We start from the raw sequence: 22,421 nt of genomic DNA on the forward strand, positions 1-22,421 counted from the left end.
CCCGCCGTATGCGCCATTACTTTACTGGCTCAACCATGATGTATGTGCCAGAAGTCTACATGGACACCAAAGATGTCATGGTGGCTGAGCGCATTACTGGTGTGCCTATTTCAGACACGGCAACCTTTGACCGTCTAGGTATGGACCGCGCACAACTTGCAGAAAAAGGTTTAACCATTTTCTTTACGCAAGTCTTCCGCGATAACTTTTTCCATGCAGACATGCATCCCGGTAATGTCTTTGTAGAAACCATTAATCCAAGCAATCCACGCTTTATTGCACTGGACTGTGCGATTATGGGTGAGCTATCTAAACACGACCAGATGACGGTTGCCCGCATGTTGCTTGCTGTCATGAACAGCAACTTTATGCAGCTTATTCAAATTGTGCATCAAGCTGGCTGGATTCCACCGGGTACTGACCAAGATGCTTTAGCACGTGAAATGCGCCGCACTGTTGGGCCAATGGTGTCTAAACCAATGGATCAACTTGATTTTGCGGGTATCTTAATTCAAGTCATGGATATTGCTCGACGCTTCCATCTTGAGATACCACCACAGCTCATGCTGCTACTCAAAACTTTAGTGCATGTAGAAGGCTTAGGTACTGATCTTTATCCGCAGCTCGACATCTGGAAATTGGCAAAACCAATTTTGACGGAATGGGTCAAATCCAACATGAACCCAGTCAAAAATGTAAAAGAGCTTGGCCAGCAATTACCTGACCTGCTTTTAGGCGCTCAAGATTTCCCAAGCTTAATTATTGATAGCTTAAATGGTTTAAAAAATCAGTCGGCTTGGCAAGACCGTCAGTTACGCGAAATTCAGCAACTTCGTTTGCAAATGGAACACCAACAACGCCGCAGTTGGATGTTCGGTAGTACCATGCTGATTTTGCTGACTATTGCAATTATTAGCCCTTGGTTTGTTTCGATTATTCTAATTGTGCTGAGTAGTTTACTAGCGCTTTGGCGTGTATTGAAATAAGTTCAAAATCCCTTGCCAGTGCAAGGGATTTTTTATGATAAAAATTTAATATTTTAAAAAATTTATAGATCAGCTATTCGTTCATTGCTAAATTGAACCCATAAATGCTTCAAAAGAACAAACAATGAAAACACCTCATTTTGCCATTATCGGTGCTGGTACAGCAGGTTTAGCCACAGCGATTTTACTCGCCAACCAAGGCAATAACGTTACTATTTTTGAACAAGTTGATGAGTTATCTCCAGTAGGTGCCGGTTTATTACTACAACCTGCGGGCTTAGCTGTATTTGAACACTTAGGTGTGCTCGACAAAGCTTTAACATTAGGTGCAAGAGTCACAGGTCTAGAAGGACAACTTCCAGACAAGCGTCTTTTAGTTAACAGTCACTATCACGAAGCATCAGCAAATCTTTATGGCCTAGGTATACACCGAGCTACTTTATGTCATGTGCTCACTCAAAAGCTTAGTGAATATTCAAGCCAAATTACTTGGCGTATGAACCACTCTGTTGAAAGCTTCGAAGAACATAACAATGAAGTTCAGCTATTCGGAAGTCATCAAAATCAAAATTTTGATGCTTGCTTTGATGCTTTACTTATTGCCAATGGTGCTCGTAGCCAATTACGTCCCAAAGCATGGGTAAAGGTTGACCAAGCCTACCCTTGGGGTGCGGCGTGGAGTATTGTGCCTGAATGCCAAGTTCTCGATTCTGAAATTTTGCATCAATTTTATGATCGCTCGAAAATTATGATGGGAATTCTTCCTACAGGAGCCATTCCAACAGAACCTCAACAACGCCTTTCAAGTGTTTTTTGGAGTTTACCTACACCACAACTACAAAGCTTTTTACAAGATGAGCAGGCTAAACAAGCTTGGTTAAAGCAAGTCTCTGAGCGTTGGCCCAAAGTTGCAGAATGGCTGAAAGAAATTTTGTATAACAGTCAAACTCAGCCCAAATGGTTATCTGCAAACTACCGTGATGTCGTTATGACTCAATTTGGTCAAGGTCGAATTGGGGTCATTGGCGATGCAGCTCATGCAATGAGTCCACAGTTAGGTCAAGGTGCAAATATGGCATTATTGGATGCTTGGGCTTTCTCTCAATCATTGCAACATGCTCAAAAGAACCAGAATATTGACTGGTCCTTGCTCTGGCAGCACTACCACCAGCTTCGCCGTTCATCCACCCAGTTTTATCAATTTCTTAGTCGCTTATTAACACCACTTTATCAATCTGATCATTGGTGGGCTGGAGGTTTAAGAGATTTAGTTTTTCCGTGGATGTATCAAATCCCTTATTTTCGAAAAGAAATGGCAATTACGATTTCAGGCTTAAAGATTGGTCCATTCCAGCAACTTGACTATGATCAGGTAGCTCAATTACCTAAAGAAAACAGTGTTTTTAATTTAAAAAGCGAATCTCTGTCTGACTATTAACCCCACCAAATAATAGTGATAACACATGAAAATCAGCCATCTTGATCATCTTGTTTTAACTGTCTCAAATATTGAATCTACCTGTCATTTCTATCAAACCGTATTGGGGTTTGAAATCATCACGTTTAAAGATGATAGGAAGGCTCTAAAGTTTGGAAATCAAAAGATAAATTTACACCAGCAAGGCAACGAGTTTGAACCGAAGGCATTACAGCCGACTCCCGGATCTGCCGACTTGTGTTTTATTTCAGACACTCCCATTTCAGAAGTGGTTGCGCATCTTAATCAGTTAAATATTCAAATTGAAGAAGGTCCGATTGAACGTACTGGTGCAATGCATCCTATTCTTTCAGTTTATATTCGCGATCCAGACCAAAATTTGATTGAGATTTCAAATATCCTCACGCCTTAGTCATTTGAATAGGATACAGATTGGTAAGTGTTACAAGCTATTCATTACGCTAGCAAAGACAAAAAGGACAAAGAATTTTTCCGCAAAGCGACGTTGATGCCGTACACTATACAAGCTATTTTTTAGCATCTGACTTAAATCAATTTATAGTTCATATTTCTTTGGTGATTCCTCATGAATAACACGCAATGGCTCGATGAAGTAAAATTTAACGAACAAGGTCTTATCCCTGCCATTGCTCAACATCATCAAACCGGACGCATTTTGATGGTGGCGTGGATGAACCGTGAATCACTTGCACTTACAGCAGAAAAAAATCAGGCGGTGTATTTCTCTCGCTCTCGCCAAAAACTTTGGCACAAGGGTGAAGAATCAGGTCATTTCCAAACGGTTTATGAAATTCGTTTAGACTGCGACGGCGATGTAATTATATTACAAGTTGAGCAACACGGCGGTATTGCATGCCATACAGGTCGTGAGTCTTGTTTCTACCGTAAACTCACCCCACAGGGCTGGGAAATTGTCGACGCACAATTAAAAGATCCTACTGCAATTTATGGCGATAAAGCCAAAACTGAAAGCCACGATCATGCTCACATGACAGAACAAGTGGATGTACTTGCTCACTTAGGGCAATTGATGCAAGAGCGTAAGCAAGCTGAAGCAGATACTTCATATGTTGCAAGCCTTTATAAAAAAGGCATCAATAAAATCTTGGAAAAAGTCGGTGAAGAAAGCGTAGAAACTATTATTGCTGCCAAAGACTACGCTGCTCAAAATACAGAAAGTAATTTAAATGACTTGATTTATGAAACTGCCGATTTGTGGTTCCATAGCATTGTCATGTTGGGTTATTTCGATCTTAATCCACAACTTATTATTGACGAATTAGCTCGTCGTCAGGGTTTATCTGGTTTAGTTGAAAAAGCTAACCGCAACAAGGTTTAAAATCACTCAGTGTCGAATATCGAAAAACCTAAAGCCACCTATGAGCAAGCAATTGCTATAGATAACGCACGTCTTGGGCAATCATTTAAAGTGATTGCCTATGCGGGTACAGGTAAAACTACTACCTTACAAATGATTAGTGATGCCATGCCTGAACGGCGCGGTATGTATCTAGCATTTAACAAGGCAATTGCAGGCGAAGCACAAAACAAATTTCATCGTAATGTAGATTGTCGTACTTTTCACTCCCTCGCTTTTCGCAGTGTGCCACGAGGTGTGACTGATAAATTACGCTTACCTCGCTTAAGCCCAAGTTTTATTGCAAAAGAATATCGACTAGAACCAATTACCTTACGACGCATGATGGGTGGACGTTATGAAAAATACGTCTTAATGCCAAGCCGCCTTGCAAGCCTTGTCGCCAATGCTGTCAGCTATTTCTGTTCAACCAGTTCTCAATATCCAGCGCCTCGACATATTCAGGCACCCAATTGGTTACATCCAGATGATATTACTGAGCTACAAACTCACCTTTACCCTGCTGTAGAGCGCCGTTGGTTAGAGTCCATCGACCCAAATCATCAGGCAGGAATAGGTCACGATATTTACCTCAAACTTTGGGCTTTGTCTGAACCTAACATTCCAGCCGATTATGTACTATTCGATGAAGCACAAGACGCTGATCCTTTAATGCTGGGTATTTTACTTCGCCAAAAAACTACGCAGGTCATCTATGTAGGCGATGCACATCAGCAAATTTATGCATGGCGTGGTGCAATCAATGCGATGCAACAATTGCCCTTGCCAGAGTCTCGCCTCACCACTTCTTTTCGTTTTGGTGAAACGATTGCCGAAGTTGCCAATGCATTGCTGGGCGGATTAAATGAAACTGTTCCTCTGCTTGGTAATCCAAACCAGAAATCAAGTGTCGTAAATAAACCACATACCAAAATGCGTGATGCAATTTTGTGCCGTACCAATGCTCGGGCTATGGAACTTCTATTAGCAGGTTTAGTTCACGGTGATAAAGTGAGTTTGCAAGCTGATCATCAAAAACTAAACCGTTTTGTAGATGCTGCAAGCCTCTTAAAGCAAGGAAAACGGGTTACTGATGTGCCTGAATTAGCATGGTTCAATTCATGGCATGATGTCCATGAATACTGTGAAACCAATGAAGGTAGTGATATTAAACCATTGGTTAAACTGGTGGATGACCACGGGACTGACCCACTAAAAAAAGCGCTTGCAAAGATTACACCACTTGAGCAAGCTGACTATGTCATCTCTACAGCCCATAAAGCGAAAGGGCTAGAATGGAACCGCGTTCATATTGAAGATGACTATCAATTTAAAATTAATGGGTTAGAACACAAGATTACCGATGAAGAATTAAGATTACTGTACGTTGCCTGTACTCGTGCTAAAGTAAGTCTAAATATCCATCATCTTTATGATCTGATACAACAATTAAAACTAAGGGCGCCTTTAAGTCTTCGTCAGTCGGTTGGTTGAAGCGCTCATATTTAGGTGAGCCTATGAAACTTGAATCTGTCCAATTTAAACATATTGCTCTGTTTCACGACCTTAAAATACACTTTCACTATGAAAAACAGCCAATCACCTTAATTTTAGGTGAACAGGCAACTGGCAAAAGTATGTTGCTCAAACATACTTACCATGCTTTAACTTGGTTGCCCGCTCGTCTTAAAGATTTACGCAGTCCGGGAATTGTCACTCCCGATCAAGACATTACCCAGTCGCGTCTACAATCAAAAATTGAAGTGACCATTCAAGTTCCTTCAGAAATAGGTCATCTGCCAGAAAGTACCTCTGCTCAGCAGATAGATTCTTCGCTGTGTAGCTGGAAACTTTTTAAAACCCTAAATGCAAGTGGGATTGGAGTGAGCCAAGTTGAAACTCAGCAACTTGACCAAACCATGGCTCTTTATCAACAAGTCATAAAAAAAGATCCATTACAGGGGCTTCCCTTAATCGCTTACTACCCAGCCGAGCGATTTGTGAATGATATTAATCTGCTTAATAAAAATTTACCCGGCATTACTCAAGCCATTTCAGCCTATGATATTAGCCCACTACCGTTTACAACTTTTACACGCTTTTTTGAATGGCTACGAGAAATCAGTGATATCGAAAATGCTCAAGCCGCTCACCTCGTACAACGGATTAGGTCGAAACAATCAGATCAGCAAGATCAAACAGAATTATTAAATGAGCTTCAAAAAGAGTTATCAGGGCAACCTAAACAGCTTACTTCACCCAATCTCTACGCCCTCAAGAATGCATTAAATATAGTTCTGCCTGAGCTTAAAGATCTATATCTACAATATCAGCCTCGACTGCAACTTATGGTCGACTATGAAGATCAAACCTTACCTTTTCAGCAGCTTTCAAATACAACAAAAACCTGGATTGCTTTAGTAGGCGATATAGCCCGCCGACTCTGTTTACTCAATCCTTTGAGCTTAAACCCTTGTCTTGAGGGAGATGGCGTTTTACTCATTGACCAGATTGATGCACAGCTCGACTCAACACATTGCTCCGAAATCTTAAATCGGCTTCATCAAGCATTCCCACGCCTACAAATTATTGCAACAGGAAGTCGTGAAGAGCTACTTGAACATGCCTCGACCTATCAATGTCTAAAATTAGAGTCTGGTAAAATTAGCCATCTTGACCTAAATACGACCAAGCAACAGCTTGAACATATCTATACCTTACTTCAAAGAAGCGAACCTTTAACAGCATCTATAGAAGCACAGCCTCTGAGTTTAATAGACCCAACACCAGCACAGATTGAGGTTTTATTTCAGCAGATTCAGGGTTTAACTGAACAACAAAAAAATGAATTATTAAGGATGATTCATGCGGGAGATGCACCGGAAGAAAGCCCTTCGGTTTGAGTTTTATAATCAAAAAACCACATTCACAAAATATATGGTGGAGTACGGTTTTTTAGGCACTAAAATAACTAGATGTTGTTACTACATGTAATAACATCAGATTTTCAATGCTTTTTTAGTGTACAATAAATTTCATTTTGCGTTTTTATTCTTCAAGTTGCGCAATACAACTTGTTTCTCGCTTTATTTTCTAATTTGGTTGGGTTTTCGGAATAATAAGCTTTGGAACTCTCTTTGAATTCCTATCTATTCTGAAATTAAAATTTCACCTTTAGGTTTCGACCTAAATCACATATGGATACGAGTGTGCTACCGATAATTATCTTATTACCGTTAATATTAGGCACCACCCTTGTTTCATTGCTTCAACGGTTCTCGCGTGGAGTAACGGCTTTAGGGGCAATTGGAGTCAGTTTAACCAGTTTTGGTTTATTACTGACTCAAGCTAAAACTGTGCTTGGTGGTGCAAGCATTCAACAAAGCTGGGATTGGCTACCTCAATTAGGGATCAATCTGAGCTTCAGGCTCGATGCTCTTGGTTTATTATTCTCTTTACTTATTACCGGTATCGGTACACTCATTTATATATACGCCTATTATTATTTAGGCCCTAAAAATTCATTAAGTAAACTCTATACGTTACTCATGCTGTTTATGGCAGCAATGCTGGGTATTTCGCTCTCTAATAATCTTATTATTTTATTAGTCTTTTGGGAGCTCACCAGTATTTCATCTTTCTTGTTAGTGGGATATTGGAGTCACTATGAAGCTGCTCAACGTGGCTCTCGGATGGCACTCACAATTACAGGAATGGGCGGTTTAGCAATGCTAGGTGGATTTGTTCTATTAGGACAAATCACTGGGACCTATGAAATTAGCGAAATCATAGGCATGAAAGATGCGATCCAAGCTCATACTCTTTTTATTCCGATGTTATTGCTTATTTTGCTTGGCGCATTTACGAAGAGTGCTCAGTTTCCATTTCATTTTTGGTTACCTAATGCAATGGCAGCACCAACACCAGTGTCTGCTTACCTACACTCTGCGACCATGGTAAAAGCCGGGATTTTTCTACTTGCCCGCTTACTTCCAATTTTTATAGGCGCTGCGATTTATCATAATATCGTTACGTTTGTCGGCCTATTTACGCTCTGTATGGCAGCGTGTTTCGCCATTTTCAAAGAAGATTTAAAAGGACTGTTAGCCTATTCAACCATTAGTCATTTAGGGCTTATTGTTTGTTTACTCGGGATCGGTTCTCCTTTAGCAGTTGCTGCTGCTATTTTCCATATTATTAACCATGCAACATTTAAAGCAGCGCTGTTTATGCTTGCAGGGATTATTGATCATGAAACTGGCACACGTGATCTTCGAAAACTCAGTGGTATTTGGCAATTACTTCCTTTCACTGCCACACTCACCATGATTACCGCTGCCTCTATGGCAGGTGTACCACTTACCAACGGCTTTATTTCAAAAGAGATGTTCTTTACCGAGCTATTGGCGAATCTTTCAGGCTCAACAGTTATCTTTGCCAGCATCATTGCAACTCTGGCTGGGATCTTCGCAGTAAGTTATTCAATTCGCTTAGTGCATGGTGTGTTCTTTGACGGCCCAATTGGTAAACAAGTTCCAAATAAAGATGCACATGAACCACCAATGGGGATGCGTGCTCCAGCCATTCTTCTTGCTGTGCTTTGTATCTTGGTCGGCGTTCTGCCTTCGTTATTGGTAGAACCACTGGTCAATAGCGTAACTAGAGCAAGCTTGATGCAACCGGAATTTGCGGGTACACACCTTGCAATTTGGCATGGTTTCAATGCTCCTCTTGTGATGAGTATTATTGCTTTGATTGGCGGTACGCTGTTCTACTTTGCCTTAGCAAAAGACGGCATGATTCGTAAAATTGACCTTGACCCACGTCTAGGCAAATTACAAGGCCGCATCTTATTTGATTTATTTTTAAAACATCTGCTGCTTACAAGTCGAAAAATCAAACAAAAAACTGAAAATGGTTCATTGCAAAGTTATTTGTTCTGGATCATTGCCTTTAGCGTCATCATGGTCACTATGCCTTTACTCAATCAAGGACTGAGCACAGGTACACGTGAACTCACCCATGCTCCATGGATTGCTGTGGTTCTTTGGCTGACGTTGTTCTCAGGCTGTTGGATGATGCTCTGGTTCCACCATGAGCGTATTAAAGCAGTACTTATTAGTGGTGCAATTGGTCTAGTGGTAACGATGGTCTTCGTCACCATGTCAGCACCAGATTTAGCGCTGACTCAAATTACAGTAGACGTTGTAACGACTGTTCTTTTATTAATGAGCTTATCTTTACTTCCACAGCTCACGCCGTATGAATCTCGTCGTTCTAGACGTTTGAGAGATGCTGGCTTAGCAATTATTGGAGGTTTAGGAATTGGCTGGATTACGTGGCTCATTTTAACCCGTGATCATAATTCAATTTCTTGGTTCTTTGCCCAACAGTCTTTACCACTTGGTGGTGGCTCAAATATTGTAAATGTCATTTTAGTTGACTTCCGTGGCTTCGATACCTTCGGTGAAATTACGGTATTAGGAATCGCTGCGATTGGTGCACTATGTTTAATGGATGGTATGCGTGTACACGGCACCACCATGACGCAAGGTCTCACCTATCGTTTCAATCCATCTCCGCTTATGTTCCGTATTACGGCCTCTTGGGTATTACCTCTAGCGCTTGTCGTCAGTGTTTATATCTTTTTGCGAGGACATAACTATCCAGGCGGTGGCTTCATTGCAGGTCTAATTACCTCAATGGCGCTAATCATTCAATATATTGCACTAGGTCAAGATCAAGCAGAACAGCTGTTAAAAGCGAAGTCTGGCCGCCTTTACGAAGTCTGGATTGGCACAGGATTAACGATTGCAGGCCTGACTGGTATAGCAGCATGGTTCTGGTTACGTCCGTTCCTCACGAGTGCTCATGTCTATGTTGAATTACCAATTCTAGGAAAACTACATCTAGCTTCAGCTGCAAGTTTTGACTTGGGTGTTTATATCACCGTTGTAGGCGCGACAATGTTGCTCATCTCTGTATTAGGCGACTCTCGTCATTCGAGTATGTCCGGTCCTGTACCACATCGGGAGGAATCATCATGATCAGTTTAGAATTCTTACTGGCTTCTGCTATTGGTTTACTTGTTGCCACAGGTATTTATCTGATTTTACGTGCTCGTACTTTCCCTGTTGTGCTCGGATTGGCTGTAATCGGTTATGCAGTAAACCTATTTTTATTTGCTATGGGTCGATTACAAATCAGCTCACCAGCAATTTTAACTGAAACCACAAAAATAACCGATCCACTTCCTCAAGCATTGGTGTTAACCGCCATCGTGATCGGTTTTGCAACTACAGCGTTTATTGTACAACTTGCGCTACGTAGCCGTTATGAATCAGGTAGTGATCATGTTGATGCTAAAGAAGATGCTTCCCCAACATACGACCCACGTGAGGATGAGCCGTGATGTTTGATTTTTTATCTTTTTGGCAACAACACACACCTATTTTTAGCATTCTCATCCCAGCGTTTACTGCTTTTATCTTATTACTGTTAGGTAACCCAGGGGCAGGTGCTTTAAAAGATGACTGGCGCCAACCTTGGCGTCGTGGCATTAGTCTTGTCTCAGCAATTGCCGGATTAATTACCGCTATTGTTTATCTTAGTTACGCCAGCACTGGCCAGATTACTGTTTACCAATTAAGTGAATGGTCCGCGCCATTTGGTATTGTGCTTGTACTCGATCGCCTTTCAGCTTTTATGCTAGCACTAACTTACGCATTAGCAGTACCAGTTTTATGGTATGCAAGTGATAACTGGGATACCCGTGGTCGCTATTTCCATGCCATGGTACATTTTCTATTAATGGGGATCTGTGGAGCATTTCTAACAGGTGACTTATTTAACCTTTTCGTCTTTTTTGAAATCCTGTTGATGGCTTCGTATGTATTGCTCTTACATGGACAAGGCAAACCTCGTTTTCAGCTTGGCGTTCACTATGTCATTATCAATCTTTTAGCCTCTGCCCTCTTCTTAATTGGGCTTGGTATGATTTATGGCAGTGTGGGTAGCCTCAACATGGCGGATGTCTCACGTCTTATACCGACACTTGAAGCAGATCAACATAAATTAGCAGTCGCTGGTTCCTTACTTCTCTTTGTTGTTTTCGGTATTAAAGCAGCAATGCTTCCTGTTGGTTTTTGGCTACCAAAAACCTATGCTGTTGCAAGTACGCCTGTAGCTGCAATTTTCACCATTATGACCAAAGTCGGGATCTATTCTATTTTACGTGTAAATGGAACAGTATTTGACGATGCGCTTAGTCAAGAAATCTTAAAAAGCTGGTTATTGCCTATTGGCTTAATTACTTCTCTTTATGGGGTGATTGCAGCAATTGGAGCAGATCGTTTACGTCGATTTGTCGGCTTTATGGTCCTTTCTTCAATTGGTACCTTGCTTACAGCAATTGCCATGTCTAATACGCAGGCATGGTCTGGGGCTTTATATTACTTAGTGCACAGTACATTGATTGGTGCAGCTTTTTATCTATTTTGTGGATGGATCACTTCACAACGTGGAGATTTTAAAGATCATTTGAAAGTTGCCCCAAGAATCAAACAAGAAAAAGCGGCGATGCTGACTTATTTCTTGATTGCTATGATGCTCGCAGGTTTACCACCTTTTAGTGGTTTTCTTGGAAAAGTATTCATTTTACAAGCGACAGTTGAAGCTAGTTATCAAGGCTGGATTATTGGTGTTGTGCTTGTGGTGAGCCTATTAAGTATTATTGCTCTCACACGTGTTGGTTTTATCTTATTCTGGCGCGCTACTCCTCCAGAAGAAGATCCAATCCAGCCAGCTTATATTCTTTATCGTGCTTTGCCGGAACGCGCACCGCCACGTAACGATCAAGTCATTTATCTATTACTGGCTGGTTTAATCGCTTATGTTGTTTTTGCTGCACCCATTCAGCATTACACATTAAGCACCGCACAACAAATTCAGGACCATGCGCTTTACCAACACTCTATTCTTAAAGTAGATCAAAACGGCGAAGTCATCAGTGTGCAGCCATATGACCCAGCTTACTTACCGGAAACTAAGTACGGTGGTGAAGTTGAAGATCATAATGCTTATCTTGTTCCAGATATTATTTCGAAAGATACGTTCAATGGCGAACATATTTCTGAATATAAACAACGACAAATTCAGCAACAGGACAAACTCCAAACGCCTACCATTGTTGATGAAAGTCAATTGAAACCTATGGAGCCATAACAATGCAGTTATCTCATTTGCTTGAACGCTGGTTTCCACATCCATTTGTTTCGGTTCTCATCGTTTTATTCTGGTTGATGCTGGCGCATAGTCTTGATGCGAGTGATCTTTTGACTGCGATGCTTTTGGGCTTAATCATCCCTCGTTTAGTCAAACCGTTTATTACACGCACACCGCATATTCACTGGAAACCTGCGGTTAAACTATGTTTTGTGGTTCTTTGGGATATTATTATTTCTAACTTTAAGGTCGCAAAACTTGTTTTGGGGCCTACTAAAAAATTACACCCTAAATGGTATCGCGTACCTTTAGAGACAGAACATGAGCAGGTCAACACCTTACTGGCAATGATCATTACCACAACACCAGGTACGGTTTCTGCAGGTATCGATCAGGAACGTGGGGATATTCTGGTTCATGCGTTGAGCACAGATAATACCGAATCTGATATTCAAGACATCAAACAACGTTATGAAATTCCTCTTATGGAAATTTTTGATGTGAAAAGTAAAACGGAGGCAAGTGCATGACAATCCTACCCTATGCTCTAGGTATTAGCTTGATTGCCATTACAATCTCGATGCTACTTTGCCTTTTCAGACTAGTTATGGGGCCTTCAATTGTAGACCGCCTTTTAGCGCTCGATACACTTTTCCTCAATGCAACTTGCCTCATTGTTGTGTTAGGCATTTATTGGATGACGACTTCTCTATTTGAAGGAGCACTATTGGTTGCAATGTTAGGTTTCGTATCTACAGCCGCCTTAGCACGCTACTTCACAACCGGTCATGTTATCGATTAAGGAGAGGTGAAATGCAATTTACAATGGAAATTATTGTTTCGGTCTTTCTGGTTTTTGGCGCCTTCTTCATGTTAGTTGGCTCAATCGGTATGGTCCGTTTACCCGACTTATTCATGCGCTTACATGCGCCAACTAAGTCGAGTACGCTCGGCTTAGGAAGCTTCCTGATTGCTTCCATGATCTTTTTTGCTTTCCAAGGTCGTTTCGGTTTTGCCGAGCTACTCATTACCCTTTTAGCTTTCATTACCGCACCAGTTTCGGCTAATTTGATTGCTCAAGCTGCGCTACATTTACGTTTACGCTCATTGAGTGGTGAAGTACCTGAAGCCATTGAACGCCCACTCCCTTGGGACCGTTACAAAATTGGTCAACGCTTTTCACAAAACAAACCGCCAATGGAACCTCCTAAAGAATAAGAAATTGAATCAATAAAAAAGCCCCCCGAAGGTGGCTTTTTTTATTTTTGAGTTTTAATTACTCTTGGTCATCTGACTTACGTTCTGGTAAATCTTGTACCGCTTTTTCGATTAGACCAAACATATAGTTACCATATGCATTCGTCTTATCGTAATGGAAACGTAAGCGAGGCGTAATACGAGTCTTAATGCGACGGCTTAATTCATGACGCAAGAAACCAGAAGCTTTATTTAATACATCTAAAGTTTCTTTATTTGCTGCTTCACTTTGCTCATCGCCGAGTTCACGTCCCATAACGGTGACATAAACTTCAGCATAACCCATATCCGCACTGACTTTCACCGCAGAGATGGTCACTAGACCACCTAAGCGAGGATCTTTAAGCTCTTGACGGATTAGCTCAGACAACTCACGTTGTACTGAATCCGCCATGCGCTTTAAGCGTTGGCTACCCGCCATTAAAGACTCCGTTTAATCAATTGAACATCATACACTTCGATCTTATCTTGTGGTTTGATGTCTTTATAACCTTTCACTGCAAGGCCACATTCCATACCAGCACGAACTTCATCAACAACGTCTTTATAACGACGAAGAGATTCAAGCTCACCTTGGAAAATTACAACATCATCACGTAATACGCGAATCGGTTTATTACGATGTAATGTGCCTTCAAGTACCATACAGCCTGCTGCTGCACCAAACTTACTTGAGTGGAATACTTCACGTACTTCCGCAACACCCAAGATTGTTTCACGATGTTCAGGAGCAAGTTTACCGCTCATGGCATCTTTCACATCATCAATTAATTCATAGATGATGCTGTAGTAACGAATATCTATACCGTCTTGGTCACTTCGTTGACGAGCAGTCGTATCGGCACGGACGTTAAAGCCTAACAATACAGCTTCTGAAGATTCAGCAAGAATTACATCAGACTCAGTAATCGCACCAACACCTGAGCTAATTACACGAACTTTTACTTCGTCAGTAGATAATTCATGTAGAGCAGCATTCAATGCTTCTAAAGTACCACGTACGTCTGTTTTCAAAACAACGTTCACTGTAGGAACATCTTTTTTGCCCATTGACGACATGATATTTTCAAGGCGCATAGCACTTTGACGATCAATACGTTTTTGACGCTCACGGTCAGCACGAGCATCGGCAACTTCACGCGCTTTCTTCTCGTCATTTACAACAAGAACTTCATCACCTGCCATTGGAGCATCTGGAAGACCCAGAATTTCTACAGGAATAGATGGGCCTGCTGATTTAATCGGCTTACCGTTTTCATCAGACATTGCACGGACACGACCATAAGATGAACCTGCAAGAACAAGGTCACCAATGTTTAATGTACCGTTTTGAACAAGAATCGAAGTTACTGCACCACGGCCTTTATCTACACGTGCTTCAATAACAACACCTTGCGCAGCACCTTCAGCAGATGCTTTTAATTCCATCAATTCTGATTGAATAAGAATTAAATCAAGGAGTTCATCAATACCTTGTCCGCTGTGTGCAGAAACTTTAGCAATCGGAACATCACCACCCCATTCTTCTGGAACGATTTGTTTCGTTGTTAATTCATTTAACACACGGTCTGGATCAGCAGATTCTTTATCCATTTTGTTGATCGCAACAATAATTGGAGTACCTGCTGCACGAGCATGGTCAATTGCTTCTGCAGTTTGTGGCATTACACCATCATCTGCAGCAACAACTAATACAACGATATCTGTTGCTTTAGCACCACGTGCACGCATTGAAGTAAATGCCGCATGTCCTGGTGTATCAAGGAATGTAATAATTCCTTTGTCTGTTTCAACGTGATATGCACCAATATGCTGGGTAATACCACCTGCTTCTCCAGCCGCCACTTTCGAACGACGGATACGGTCAAGCAATGATGTTTTACCATGGTCAACGTGACCCATAATGGTAACAACTGGCGGACGAGTTGTTTGCTCACCACGAGCTTCTTCAGCTGCTTCAAGCAAGTTATCTTCCGCTTGTGTATCAGAAACTAAAACAGGGTTGTGGCCCATTTCTTCTACAACAAGTGCCGCTGTGTCTTGATCAATAGCTTGATCTTGATTAACCAATTCACCCATTTTCATAAGTGTTTTGATAACTTCACGTACTTTAATCGCCATTTTTTGAGCAAGATCGGCAACAACAATGCTTGAACCGATTTCTACATCATAAACTTGCTTTTTAACTGGCTTTTCAAATCCATGCTTATTCGCTTGGCTTGATTTTAAACCACGTTTGTTATGGTTAACAAAGCTTTGTTCTTCTTGACCACGACGACCACCTTTCTTCCCAGCACGTGGGTTAGTGGTTGCGCCACCGCGTTTAATTTCACGGTCTTCTTGCTTAAATGAATCTTCATAAGCTTGGCCAACTAGACCAGAAGCAAGTGGAGAATCATCAATAACACGAATTGTCGTAGTAGCATCGTCATTTGAATACTTAGACGCCATTTTGCGCATTTGTTCAAGTGTACGTTGCTGAGCTTCTTCAGCCGCTTTACGACGTGCAGCTTCTTCAGTTGCTTTTAACTGAGCTGACTGCTCTTCACGAGCTCTTTTCTGTTCTGGAGTTTCAGCTGGTTTTGGCGCAGGTTTTACTGTACCGCCACCACGCTTTTTCACTACAACAGCAGCTTTTGGAGCTGTCTGTGCAGCACTATCTTGTTGATGAGCAGCACGCATCGCATCTAAAGTTGCTTTAGCTTTTTGCTCTGTTTGAAGACGCGCTTTTTGCTCGGCAGTTTCACGCGTTTGCTGTTCTACACGTGCTTTCGCTTCTGCTTCTGCACGTGCTTTAGCTTCGGCTGCAATTTGTTCAGGGTTTGGTTTAGCAAAAACCTGTTTTTTACGTACTTCTACGTTAATCGTTTTTGCTTTACCTGAAGTACTTGCAACTTTAGCGGTACTGGTTGTTTTACGTTTCAACGCAATTTTTCCTGTGTTACCACTTTCCTGACCATGAACTTTTTTCAAGTGATTGACCAAAGTATCCTGTTGTTCAGTGGTAATAATGTCGTCTGCTGTACGTTGAGGCAACCCTGCTTCACGAGCCTGTTCTAGGAGCTTCTCAACAGGACGTCCTACACTGAGAGCTAACTCTTTAATCGACTTGTCCGTCATATTTCATCTCCTAGTTAAACCATGATTCGCGAGCTTTCATGATCAATTGACCTGCTTTTTCATGACCAAGTCCTTCAATATCAGAGATATCGTCAGTAGCCTGATCTGCCAAATCGTCGACAGTAATAATACCGCGAGCGGCAAGCGAGTAAGCGATCTCAGAAGTCATGCCTTCCATAGTGAGAAGGTCTGCGCTCGGTTCTTGAATATTTTCTTGCTGTTTCAAAGCATCAGTAAGGGCTGCTTCTTTTGCACGACTTTGTAATAACTCAACCAATTCAGCATCAAGCTCAATTTCGTCAAAAGTCTCAGCAGGAACATAAGCAATCTCTTCTAAAGAAGTGAAGCCCATTTCCACCAATGCCATTGCTAAATCTTCTTCAATATCGAGACGTGATACAAACATGTCGAGATATTGCTGAGCTTCATTTTGCTGACGAGCACGATACTCTTCTTCAAGCATCATGTCGAGTTTGTAGCCAGTTAAATCAGAAGCTAAACGAACGTTTTGACCTTGAGAGCCAATCGCACGAGCTAATTGATCGCTGGTTGCAAAAATAATGTCGGCACTTCTTGCATCTTCATCAAGCACGATGCCTGAAACATCAGCTGGTTCTAATGCACTAGCAATGTATTGAGCCGGATCATCAGACCAGACCACTACATCAATACGTTCACCATTTAACTCTTGTTGTACAGCTTGAATACGCGTACCACGCATACCAATACATGCACCTACAGGGTCAATACGATGATCATTTGTTTTCACTGCAATTTTAGCACGAACACCCGGTTGACGTGCCGCTGCTTTAATTTCAATAATTTCTTCAGAAATTTCTGGAATTTCTTTTTTCATTAAAGCAATTAACATTTCAGGCTTAGCGCGTGATAACAATAACTGAGCGCCACGACCTTCACGGTTAACATTATATAAAATAGCGTTTACACGTTGTTTTGGACGAAGAATTTCTTTTGGAATCATCTCTTCGCGTGCAAGATAAGCTTCTGCATTGTCGCCTAAGTCGATAATGAAGCCATCTTTGGTTTGTTTTTTCACTTCACCGTAAATTAACTCACCAACTTTAGACTCGTATGCATCAGCAACTAAAGCACGCTCAGCTTCACGAATTTTTTGTACGATAACTTGTTTTGCAATTTGTGCAGCAATACGACCAAACTCAATAGATTCTACTTCGAGTTCACGCACGTCACCAATTGACCATTTAGCTGGATCAACGTCAGAAATTGCATCTTGGCAAGCTGGCATTTCGTGATCTTCATCTGCCACAACAGTCCATTGACGGAACGTACGGTAATCACCAGTTTTACGATCAATTTCTACACGAAGCTGAGCTTCTTCAGCATGCGTACCTTCGTAAAATCTTTTCTTCGTTGCAGCAACTAGAGCTTGTTCTAAAGCTTCGAAGATCGCTTCACGACTAACACCTTTTTCATTACTAACCGTTTCAACAACGGTAAGAATTTCGCGGCCCATAAGTCACCTACCGATTTCTTATAAAATTTAAATAAATTTAATCTTGATAGATCAAGTTTGCTTTATCGATATTGTTGCTGTCGATCACAAGCACATGCTTCCCATCAACTTCAACCTGAATTTCTTCATTTTCAAGGTCTACTGCGATAAGTTTTGCTTGAAATTTACGACGGTTTTCTACTGCTGCAATTAAACGCAAAGCAATTTGTTGTCCGATGTAGCCTTGTAACTGTTCTAGTTGAAAAAATGGACGGTCCCAACCTGGTGAAGAAACTTCTAATGAATACTCACCTGAGATTGGATCATGAACATCCAACATTGCGCCAACTTGTTGTGTTACACGCACACAATCTTGTACACCAATACCACGGCCTAGTTCTACTTCACCATCTTCATTAATTACAGGCTCAGCATCTTCACTTACCGCTTTATCGATATAAATACGCAATAATGAACGTTTACCTTGTGGGAGAAACTCGATCCCCCAAAGGTCGACACCACATGCTTCCACTGCAGGAACAATTAAGTCATGCAATGCTTGGGATTTATTTGATAATTTCATTTACTCTCGTCATTCTCGTGCGATTCAATCGGTTGTTTTAACCGACACAGACCTACTATAGTGAAGCATGACTATTTGACCAATTGATGTCGACACTACACGATAGCGATACGATAACCAATAAAAAAGGGCGTTAATCGCCCCTATTTAGCACAGAAAACAATAGTCCACTGTGCAAAAAGGCCCACCTGTCTGTGAGCCTCTTTTAAGAAACTTGGTAGCGGGAGCTGGATTTGAACCAACGACCTTCGGGTTATGAGCCCGACGAGCTACCAGACTGCTCCATCCCGCATCAACGTGCAAAAATTATATACAAATATCGAAAAAAGTCAATGTAAACTTATCTAATATTCGCTTGATTAAGTTGCACCTTAATCAAATTGGTAGCGGGAGCTGGATTTGAACCAACGACCTTCGGGTTATGAGCCCGACGAGCTACCAGACTGCTCCATCCCGCATCAACGTGCAAAAATTATATACAAATATCGAAAAAAGTCAATGTAAACTTATCTAATATTCGCTTGATTAAGTTGCACCTTAATCAAATTGGTAGCGGGAGCTGGATTTGAACCAACGACCTTCGGGTTATGAGCCCGACGAGCTACCAGACTGCTCCATCCCGCATCAAAAAACTGCTTGCACTCAACTTTCTGGTTCAAAGTTGGTGCGGAAGGGGGGACTTGACCCCCCACGCCCGAAGGCACTACCACCTCAAGGTAGCGTGTCTACCAATTCCACCACCACCGCAGCTTGTGGGACGCATTCTAGTCCTTCCCACTGCAAAAGGAAAGCCCTATTTCGAATTATTGACTCGATTTTGGTGCATTTGGTGAAGTTTCAGGCGATGTCGTTTGAACTGGCGCTGTAGTTTGTACAGTTTTCAAACTATATGCATCAGTAGTCTGTTTTTTCGCAAAAACAGCTAGAGTTAAACTCGTCACAAAAAACAACGCTGTTAAGATAGCAGTAAGTCGAGTAAGGAAGTTACCTGAACCTGATGCACCGAATACAGTTGCTGCTCCGCCACCGCCGAAAGAAGCACCGGCATCAGCACCTTTACCGTGTTGCACTAGAATCAAGGCAATCATCAGTACCGCTAAAATAATATGTACGATCAGTACAAAAGAGTGCATACCCTATCCTCGTTATTTACTTTGTGCAAAGGCTTGTACGATTTGATAAAAAGATGCTGCATTTAATGAAGCACCGCCTACCAACGCACCATTAATATCTGGACATGCCGCCAATTCAACTGCATTTTCAGCTTTTACACTACCGCCATATAAAATCGCAATGTCTGAACCCGCTGAGGTAATCTGACTTAAACCTTCACGAATCTTAGCATGCATTGCCTGTGCATCTTGTGGAGAAGCAGTTTTACCTGTCCCAATTGCCCAGATTGGCTCATAAGCAATTACAATTTGCTTTTGCCACTGCTCAACAGTTACTACAGGAGCAATATCACAAATTTGTTGCAATACAACTTGCTCTGCCAAACCTTGTTCACGTTGTTCGAGGCTTTCACCAACACAATAAATGACAGTCAAGCCCGCATTTAATGCATTTTGGAGTTTAGCTTTCAAAATTTCAACGTTGTCGCCAAAAATATCACGGCGCTCAGAATGCCCAACCAGTACAAAATTAATTTGGCTATCTTTTAATAGTTCTGCGCTGACTTCGCCAGTATAAGCGCCAGTACCCGCTACACGTGATACATCTTGTGCAACTGTATATACTGTTCTTGCAGCATCTTGCAATTGTGTTTGTACCATTGCAAGCGCAATAGAAACTGGAGCAACCCCTACATGACAGCTTTCATCTGCAATTTGGTTTTGTTGCAATAGTTGTTTAAATTCTTCTATAAGTTGTTTGGCATTGGCACGCATTGGGTTCATTTTCCAGTTGCCAACTACCCAAGGCGTAATCGTCGAACCCGACATACGGCTCACCTTTCATCAAAAATGCAGCACATTCTACACGCATTTATACAAATTTCAGATACTTTTCTTTAACGGCTTTGCCCATATCTTTTCTACTAATTGAAAACAGTTATAAAACTTTATCGAGTCTAAAGAATCGTCTTTCAAAAATTAATGAATAAAAACTTCGACTAGTTCAAGCTTTGGCGAGTGGATCAAGACCAGAGCATCATTTTCTCAGGTAGTAATTTTAGATAACAAAAGTATAATTTTTTATATACCAATTATAAACATATGAGCACAGGTAGGCAGATGTCAGTCATACATACATCTCCAAAATTTTCGGGGTTTTTTCGACGATTAGTCGAAGAAAAACATGTGTCGGCAGCGACCATGCAAACAGCATTAGATGCAGCAAAGAGAGCTAAACGGGATACAGTTGCGTACCTGATTGAAGAGGTTCATCTCTCCCCTTCTTTATTAGCTGAAACAATTTCTATTGAATTTGCTGAACCATATTTTGATCTGGATGTTTACGATACAAGCCAAATTCCCAAAGATTTGGTCGATCAGAAACTGGTTTTAAAACATCGGGTCTTACCTCTCATACAAAGAGGACAGATTTTATATGTCGCAACCAGCAACCCGAGTAATATTGAAGCGATTGATGCCATTCGCTTTAATAGTAAGCTCATGGTTGAACCAGTTATTGTCGAGCACCATAAGCTTGAGAAAATTCTGGCGCAGCAATTTACAGAAGAAAGTAGCTTCGAATTTAGTGATGAAGAGTTTGATCTTGATGTAGACCTTGAAGCTCCCCCCTCACAAGAGGATGAGGAAGAAACGCCTCAAGGCGATGAAGCACCTATTGTTAAATATATTAATAAATTACTCATCGATGCAATTCGTATGGGGGCTTCAGACTTACATTTTGAACCATACGAGAAATCATATCGGGTCCGTTACCGAGTCGATGGCGTGTTGCGTCAGATTGCAAATCCACCTTTGCAATTGGCTAACCGTTTGGCTTCACGTTTAAAAGTCATGTCTCAAATGGATATTTCCGAAAAACGAGTGCCTCAAGACGGTCGTATCAAGCTTAAGTTATCAAAAACTAAAGCAATTGATTTTCGTGTGAACTCACTTCCAACCCTGTTTGGTGAAAAACTGGTTCTGCGTATTCTCGATCCTTCTAGCGCAATGCTCGGAATTGATGCTTTAGGATATGAAGAAGATCAGAAAGCTCTTTTTTTAGAAGCACTCGATAAACCACAAGGTATGCTTTTAATTACAGGTCCTACCGGTTCTGGTAAAACGGTATCTTTATATACTGGCTTAAATATTTTAAATACTGAAAGTTCGAATATTTCCACCGCCGAAGATCCAGTTGAAATTAACCTTGAAGGAATTAATCAGGTTAACGTCAACCCAAAAGTAGGTCTGACTTTTTCTGCTGCACTTAAATCATTTTTACGTCAAGACCCTGACATTATTATGGTCGGTGAGATTCGTGACTTAGAAACGGCTGAAATTGCGATTAAAGCTGCACAAACCGGTCACATGGTAATGTCCACACTGCATACCAATAGTGCGCCAGAAACACTTACTCGCCTACGTAATATGGGTGTTCCATCCTTTAATATCGCAACGTCTGTCAATCTGGTGATTGCTCAACGTTTGGCGCGTCGGTTATGCCCACAGTGTAAAACACCTGCCGACATTCCTAAACAGAGCCTATTAGAAATGGGCTTTACCGACCAAGATTTAACCCATCCCGATTTTCAAGTTTTTCAACCTGTAGGTTGTACTGAGTGTCGTGAAGGCTACAAAGGTCGAGTAGGTATTTACGAGGTGATGAAAGTTACACCTGAAATTTCCAAGATTATTATGGAAGATGGCAATGCTTTAGAAATCGCTGCTGCTTCTGAAAAACTGGGGTTTAATAATCTGCGTCGTTCAGGGTTAAAGAAAGTCATGCAAGGTGTTACTTCCTTACAAGAAGTCAACCGCGTGACCAGTGAATAAAAGACAATTTAAAATAAG

At 41.4% G+C, this 22,421-nt stretch carries 19 protein-coding genes and 4 tRNA genes; 13 read left to right on the top strand and 10 right to left on the bottom strand.

Annotated elements, in window-relative coordinates; all coding sequences use genetic code 11:
- The 12 genes from J690_RS20570 to J690_RS20620 form a co-directional block, all read left to right on the top strand.
- A partial coding sequence (locus J690_RS20570; protein ID WP_032038035.1) for an AarF/UbiB family protein occupies window positions 1-986 on the top strand: 986 nt, incomplete at its 5' end.
- Window positions 987-1,110: 124 nt separating this feature from the next.
- On the top strand, window positions 1,111-2,424 hold the full coding sequence (locus J690_RS20575; protein WP_032038038.1) for an FAD-dependent oxidoreductase: 1,314 nt from the start codon (window positions 1,111-1,113) through the stop codon (window positions 2,422-2,424).
- A gap of 25 nt (window positions 2,425-2,449) precedes the next feature.
- Complete coding sequence (locus tag J690_RS20580) at window positions 2,450-2,836, top strand: VOC family protein (RefSeq protein WP_032038041.1); 387 nt, start codon at window positions 2,450-2,452, stop codon at window positions 2,834-2,836.
- A gap of 174 nt (window positions 2,837-3,010) precedes the next feature.
- Window positions 3,011-3,784, top strand: a complete 774-nt coding sequence (gene hisIE / locus J690_RS20585; protein WP_032038043.1) for a bifunctional phosphoribosyl-AMP cyclohydrolase/phosphoribosyl-ATP diphosphatase HisIE — start codon at window positions 3,011-3,013, stop codon at window positions 3,782-3,784.
- 9 nt (window positions 3,785-3,793) lie between these two features.
- On the top strand, window positions 3,794-5,296 hold the full coding sequence (locus J690_RS20590; RefSeq protein ID WP_032038045.1) for a UvrD-helicase domain-containing protein: 1,503 nt from the start codon (window positions 3,794-3,796) through the stop codon (window positions 5,294-5,296).
- Between the two features lie 23 nt (window positions 5,297-5,319).
- Window positions 5,320-6,705 carry an AAA family ATPase gene (locus J690_RS20595; RefSeq protein WP_032038047.1) on the top strand — a complete coding sequence of 462 codons (1,386 nt, stop codon included), beginning with the start codon at window positions 5,320-5,322 and terminating at the stop codon, window positions 6,703-6,705.
- A 294-nt stretch (window positions 6,706-6,999) separates the two neighbouring features.
- Complete coding sequence (locus tag J690_RS20600) at window positions 7,000-9,849, top strand: monovalent cation/H+ antiporter subunit A (RefSeq protein WP_032038050.1); 2,850 nt, start codon at window positions 7,000-7,002, stop codon at window positions 9,847-9,849.
- A complete protein-coding gene (locus J690_RS20605; protein WP_002115033.1) occupies window positions 9,846-10,214 on the top strand; it encodes a Na+/H+ antiporter subunit C in 369 nt (122 codons plus the stop codon). Before J690_RS20600 ends, J690_RS20605 begins: the two co-directional genes overlap by 4 nt.
- On the top strand, window positions 10,214-12,025 hold the full coding sequence (locus J690_RS20610) for a monovalent cation/H+ antiporter subunit D (protein WP_032038052.1): 1,812 nt from the start codon (window positions 10,214-10,216) through the stop codon (window positions 12,023-12,025). Before J690_RS20605 ends, J690_RS20610 begins: the two co-directional genes overlap by 1 nt.
- Window positions 12,026-12,027: 2 nt before the next feature.
- Window positions 12,028-12,555, top strand: coding sequence for a Na+/H+ antiporter subunit E (locus J690_RS20615; RefSeq protein WP_017481952.1), 528 nt, complete (start codon window positions 12,028-12,030; stop codon window positions 12,553-12,555).
- Window positions 12,552-12,827 carry a monovalent cation/H+ antiporter subunit F gene (locus tag J690_RS0104715; protein ID WP_016142368.1) on the top strand — a complete coding sequence of 92 codons (276 nt, stop codon included), beginning with the start codon at window positions 12,552-12,554 and terminating at the stop codon, window positions 12,825-12,827. Before J690_RS20615 ends, J690_RS0104715 begins: the two co-directional genes overlap by 4 nt.
- A gap of 11 nt (window positions 12,828-12,838) precedes the next feature.
- Window positions 12,839-13,243 carry a Na+/H+ antiporter subunit G gene (locus J690_RS20620; RefSeq protein ID WP_005065884.1) on the top strand — a complete coding sequence of 135 codons (405 nt, stop codon included), beginning with the start codon at window positions 12,839-12,841 and terminating at the stop codon, window positions 13,241-13,243.
- Between the two features lie 58 nt (window positions 13,244-13,301).
- Here the strand turns inward: J690_RS20620 and J690_RS20625 are convergent, their stop codons facing one another.
- The 10 genes from J690_RS20625 to tpiA all read right to left on the bottom strand — a co-directional run bounded on the left by J690_RS20625 (window position 13,302) and on the right by tpiA (window position 20,399).
- Complete coding sequence (locus J690_RS20625) at window positions 13,302-13,703, bottom strand: ribosome-binding factor A (protein WP_002114836.1); 402 nt, start codon at window positions 13,701-13,703, stop codon at window positions 13,302-13,304.
- Window positions 13,703-16,402: a translation initiation factor IF-2 gene (gene infB / locus J690_RS20630; RefSeq protein ID WP_002114697.1), complete on the bottom strand. Its 2,700-nt coding sequence runs from the start codon at window positions 16,400-16,402 to the stop codon at window positions 13,703-13,705. The genes J690_RS20625 and infB overlap by 1 nt, the downstream gene beginning before the upstream one ends.
- Window positions 16,403-16,412: 10 nt before the next feature.
- A complete protein-coding gene (nusA, locus tag J690_RS20635) occupies window positions 16,413-17,897 on the bottom strand; it encodes a transcription termination factor NusA (RefSeq protein ID WP_002115134.1) in 1,485 nt (494 codons plus the stop codon).
- Window positions 17,898-17,934: 37 nt separating this feature from the next.
- Complete coding sequence (rimP, locus tag J690_RS20640) at window positions 17,935-18,459, bottom strand: ribosome maturation factor RimP (RefSeq protein ID WP_002114922.1); 525 nt, start codon at window positions 18,457-18,459, stop codon at window positions 17,935-17,937.
- Window positions 18,460-18,674: 215 nt separating this feature from the next.
- A tRNA-Met gene (locus J690_RS20645) sits at window positions 18,675-18,751 on the bottom strand.
- An 89-nt stretch (window positions 18,752-18,840) separates the two neighbouring features.
- Window positions 18,841-18,917 (bottom strand) — tRNA-Met (locus J690_RS20650).
- Window positions 18,918-19,006: 89 nt separating this feature from the next.
- Window positions 19,007-19,083: transfer RNA gene (locus J690_RS20655), tRNA-Met, on the bottom strand.
- Window positions 19,084-19,121: 38 nt separating this feature from the next.
- Window positions 19,122-19,206 (bottom strand) — tRNA-Leu (locus J690_RS20660).
- Between the two features lie 56 nt (window positions 19,207-19,262).
- Window positions 19,263-19,592 carry a preprotein translocase subunit SecG gene (secG, locus tag J690_RS20665; protein WP_002115012.1) on the bottom strand — a complete coding sequence of 110 codons (330 nt, stop codon included), beginning with the start codon at window positions 19,590-19,592 and terminating at the stop codon, window positions 19,263-19,265.
- A gap of 12 nt (window positions 19,593-19,604) precedes the next feature.
- On the bottom strand, window positions 19,605-20,399 hold the full coding sequence (gene tpiA, locus J690_RS20670; protein WP_017481951.1) for a triose-phosphate isomerase: 795 nt from the start codon (window positions 20,397-20,399) through the stop codon (window positions 19,605-19,607).
- A gap of 291 nt (window positions 20,400-20,690) precedes the next feature.
- Here tpiA and pilB point away from each other — a divergent pair, with 291 nt between their 5' ends.
- Window positions 20,691-22,403, top strand: coding sequence for a type IV-A pilus assembly ATPase PilB (pilB, locus tag J690_RS20675; protein WP_032038056.1), 1,713 nt, complete (start codon window positions 20,691-20,693; stop codon window positions 22,401-22,403).
- The last annotated feature ends 18 nt before the right edge of the window (window positions 22,404-22,421 follow it).

This window comes from Acinetobacter sp. 742879 (genome assembly GCF_000588535.1).
Lineage (GTDB): Bacteria > Pseudomonadota > Gammaproteobacteria > Pseudomonadales > Moraxellaceae > Acinetobacter > Acinetobacter pittii.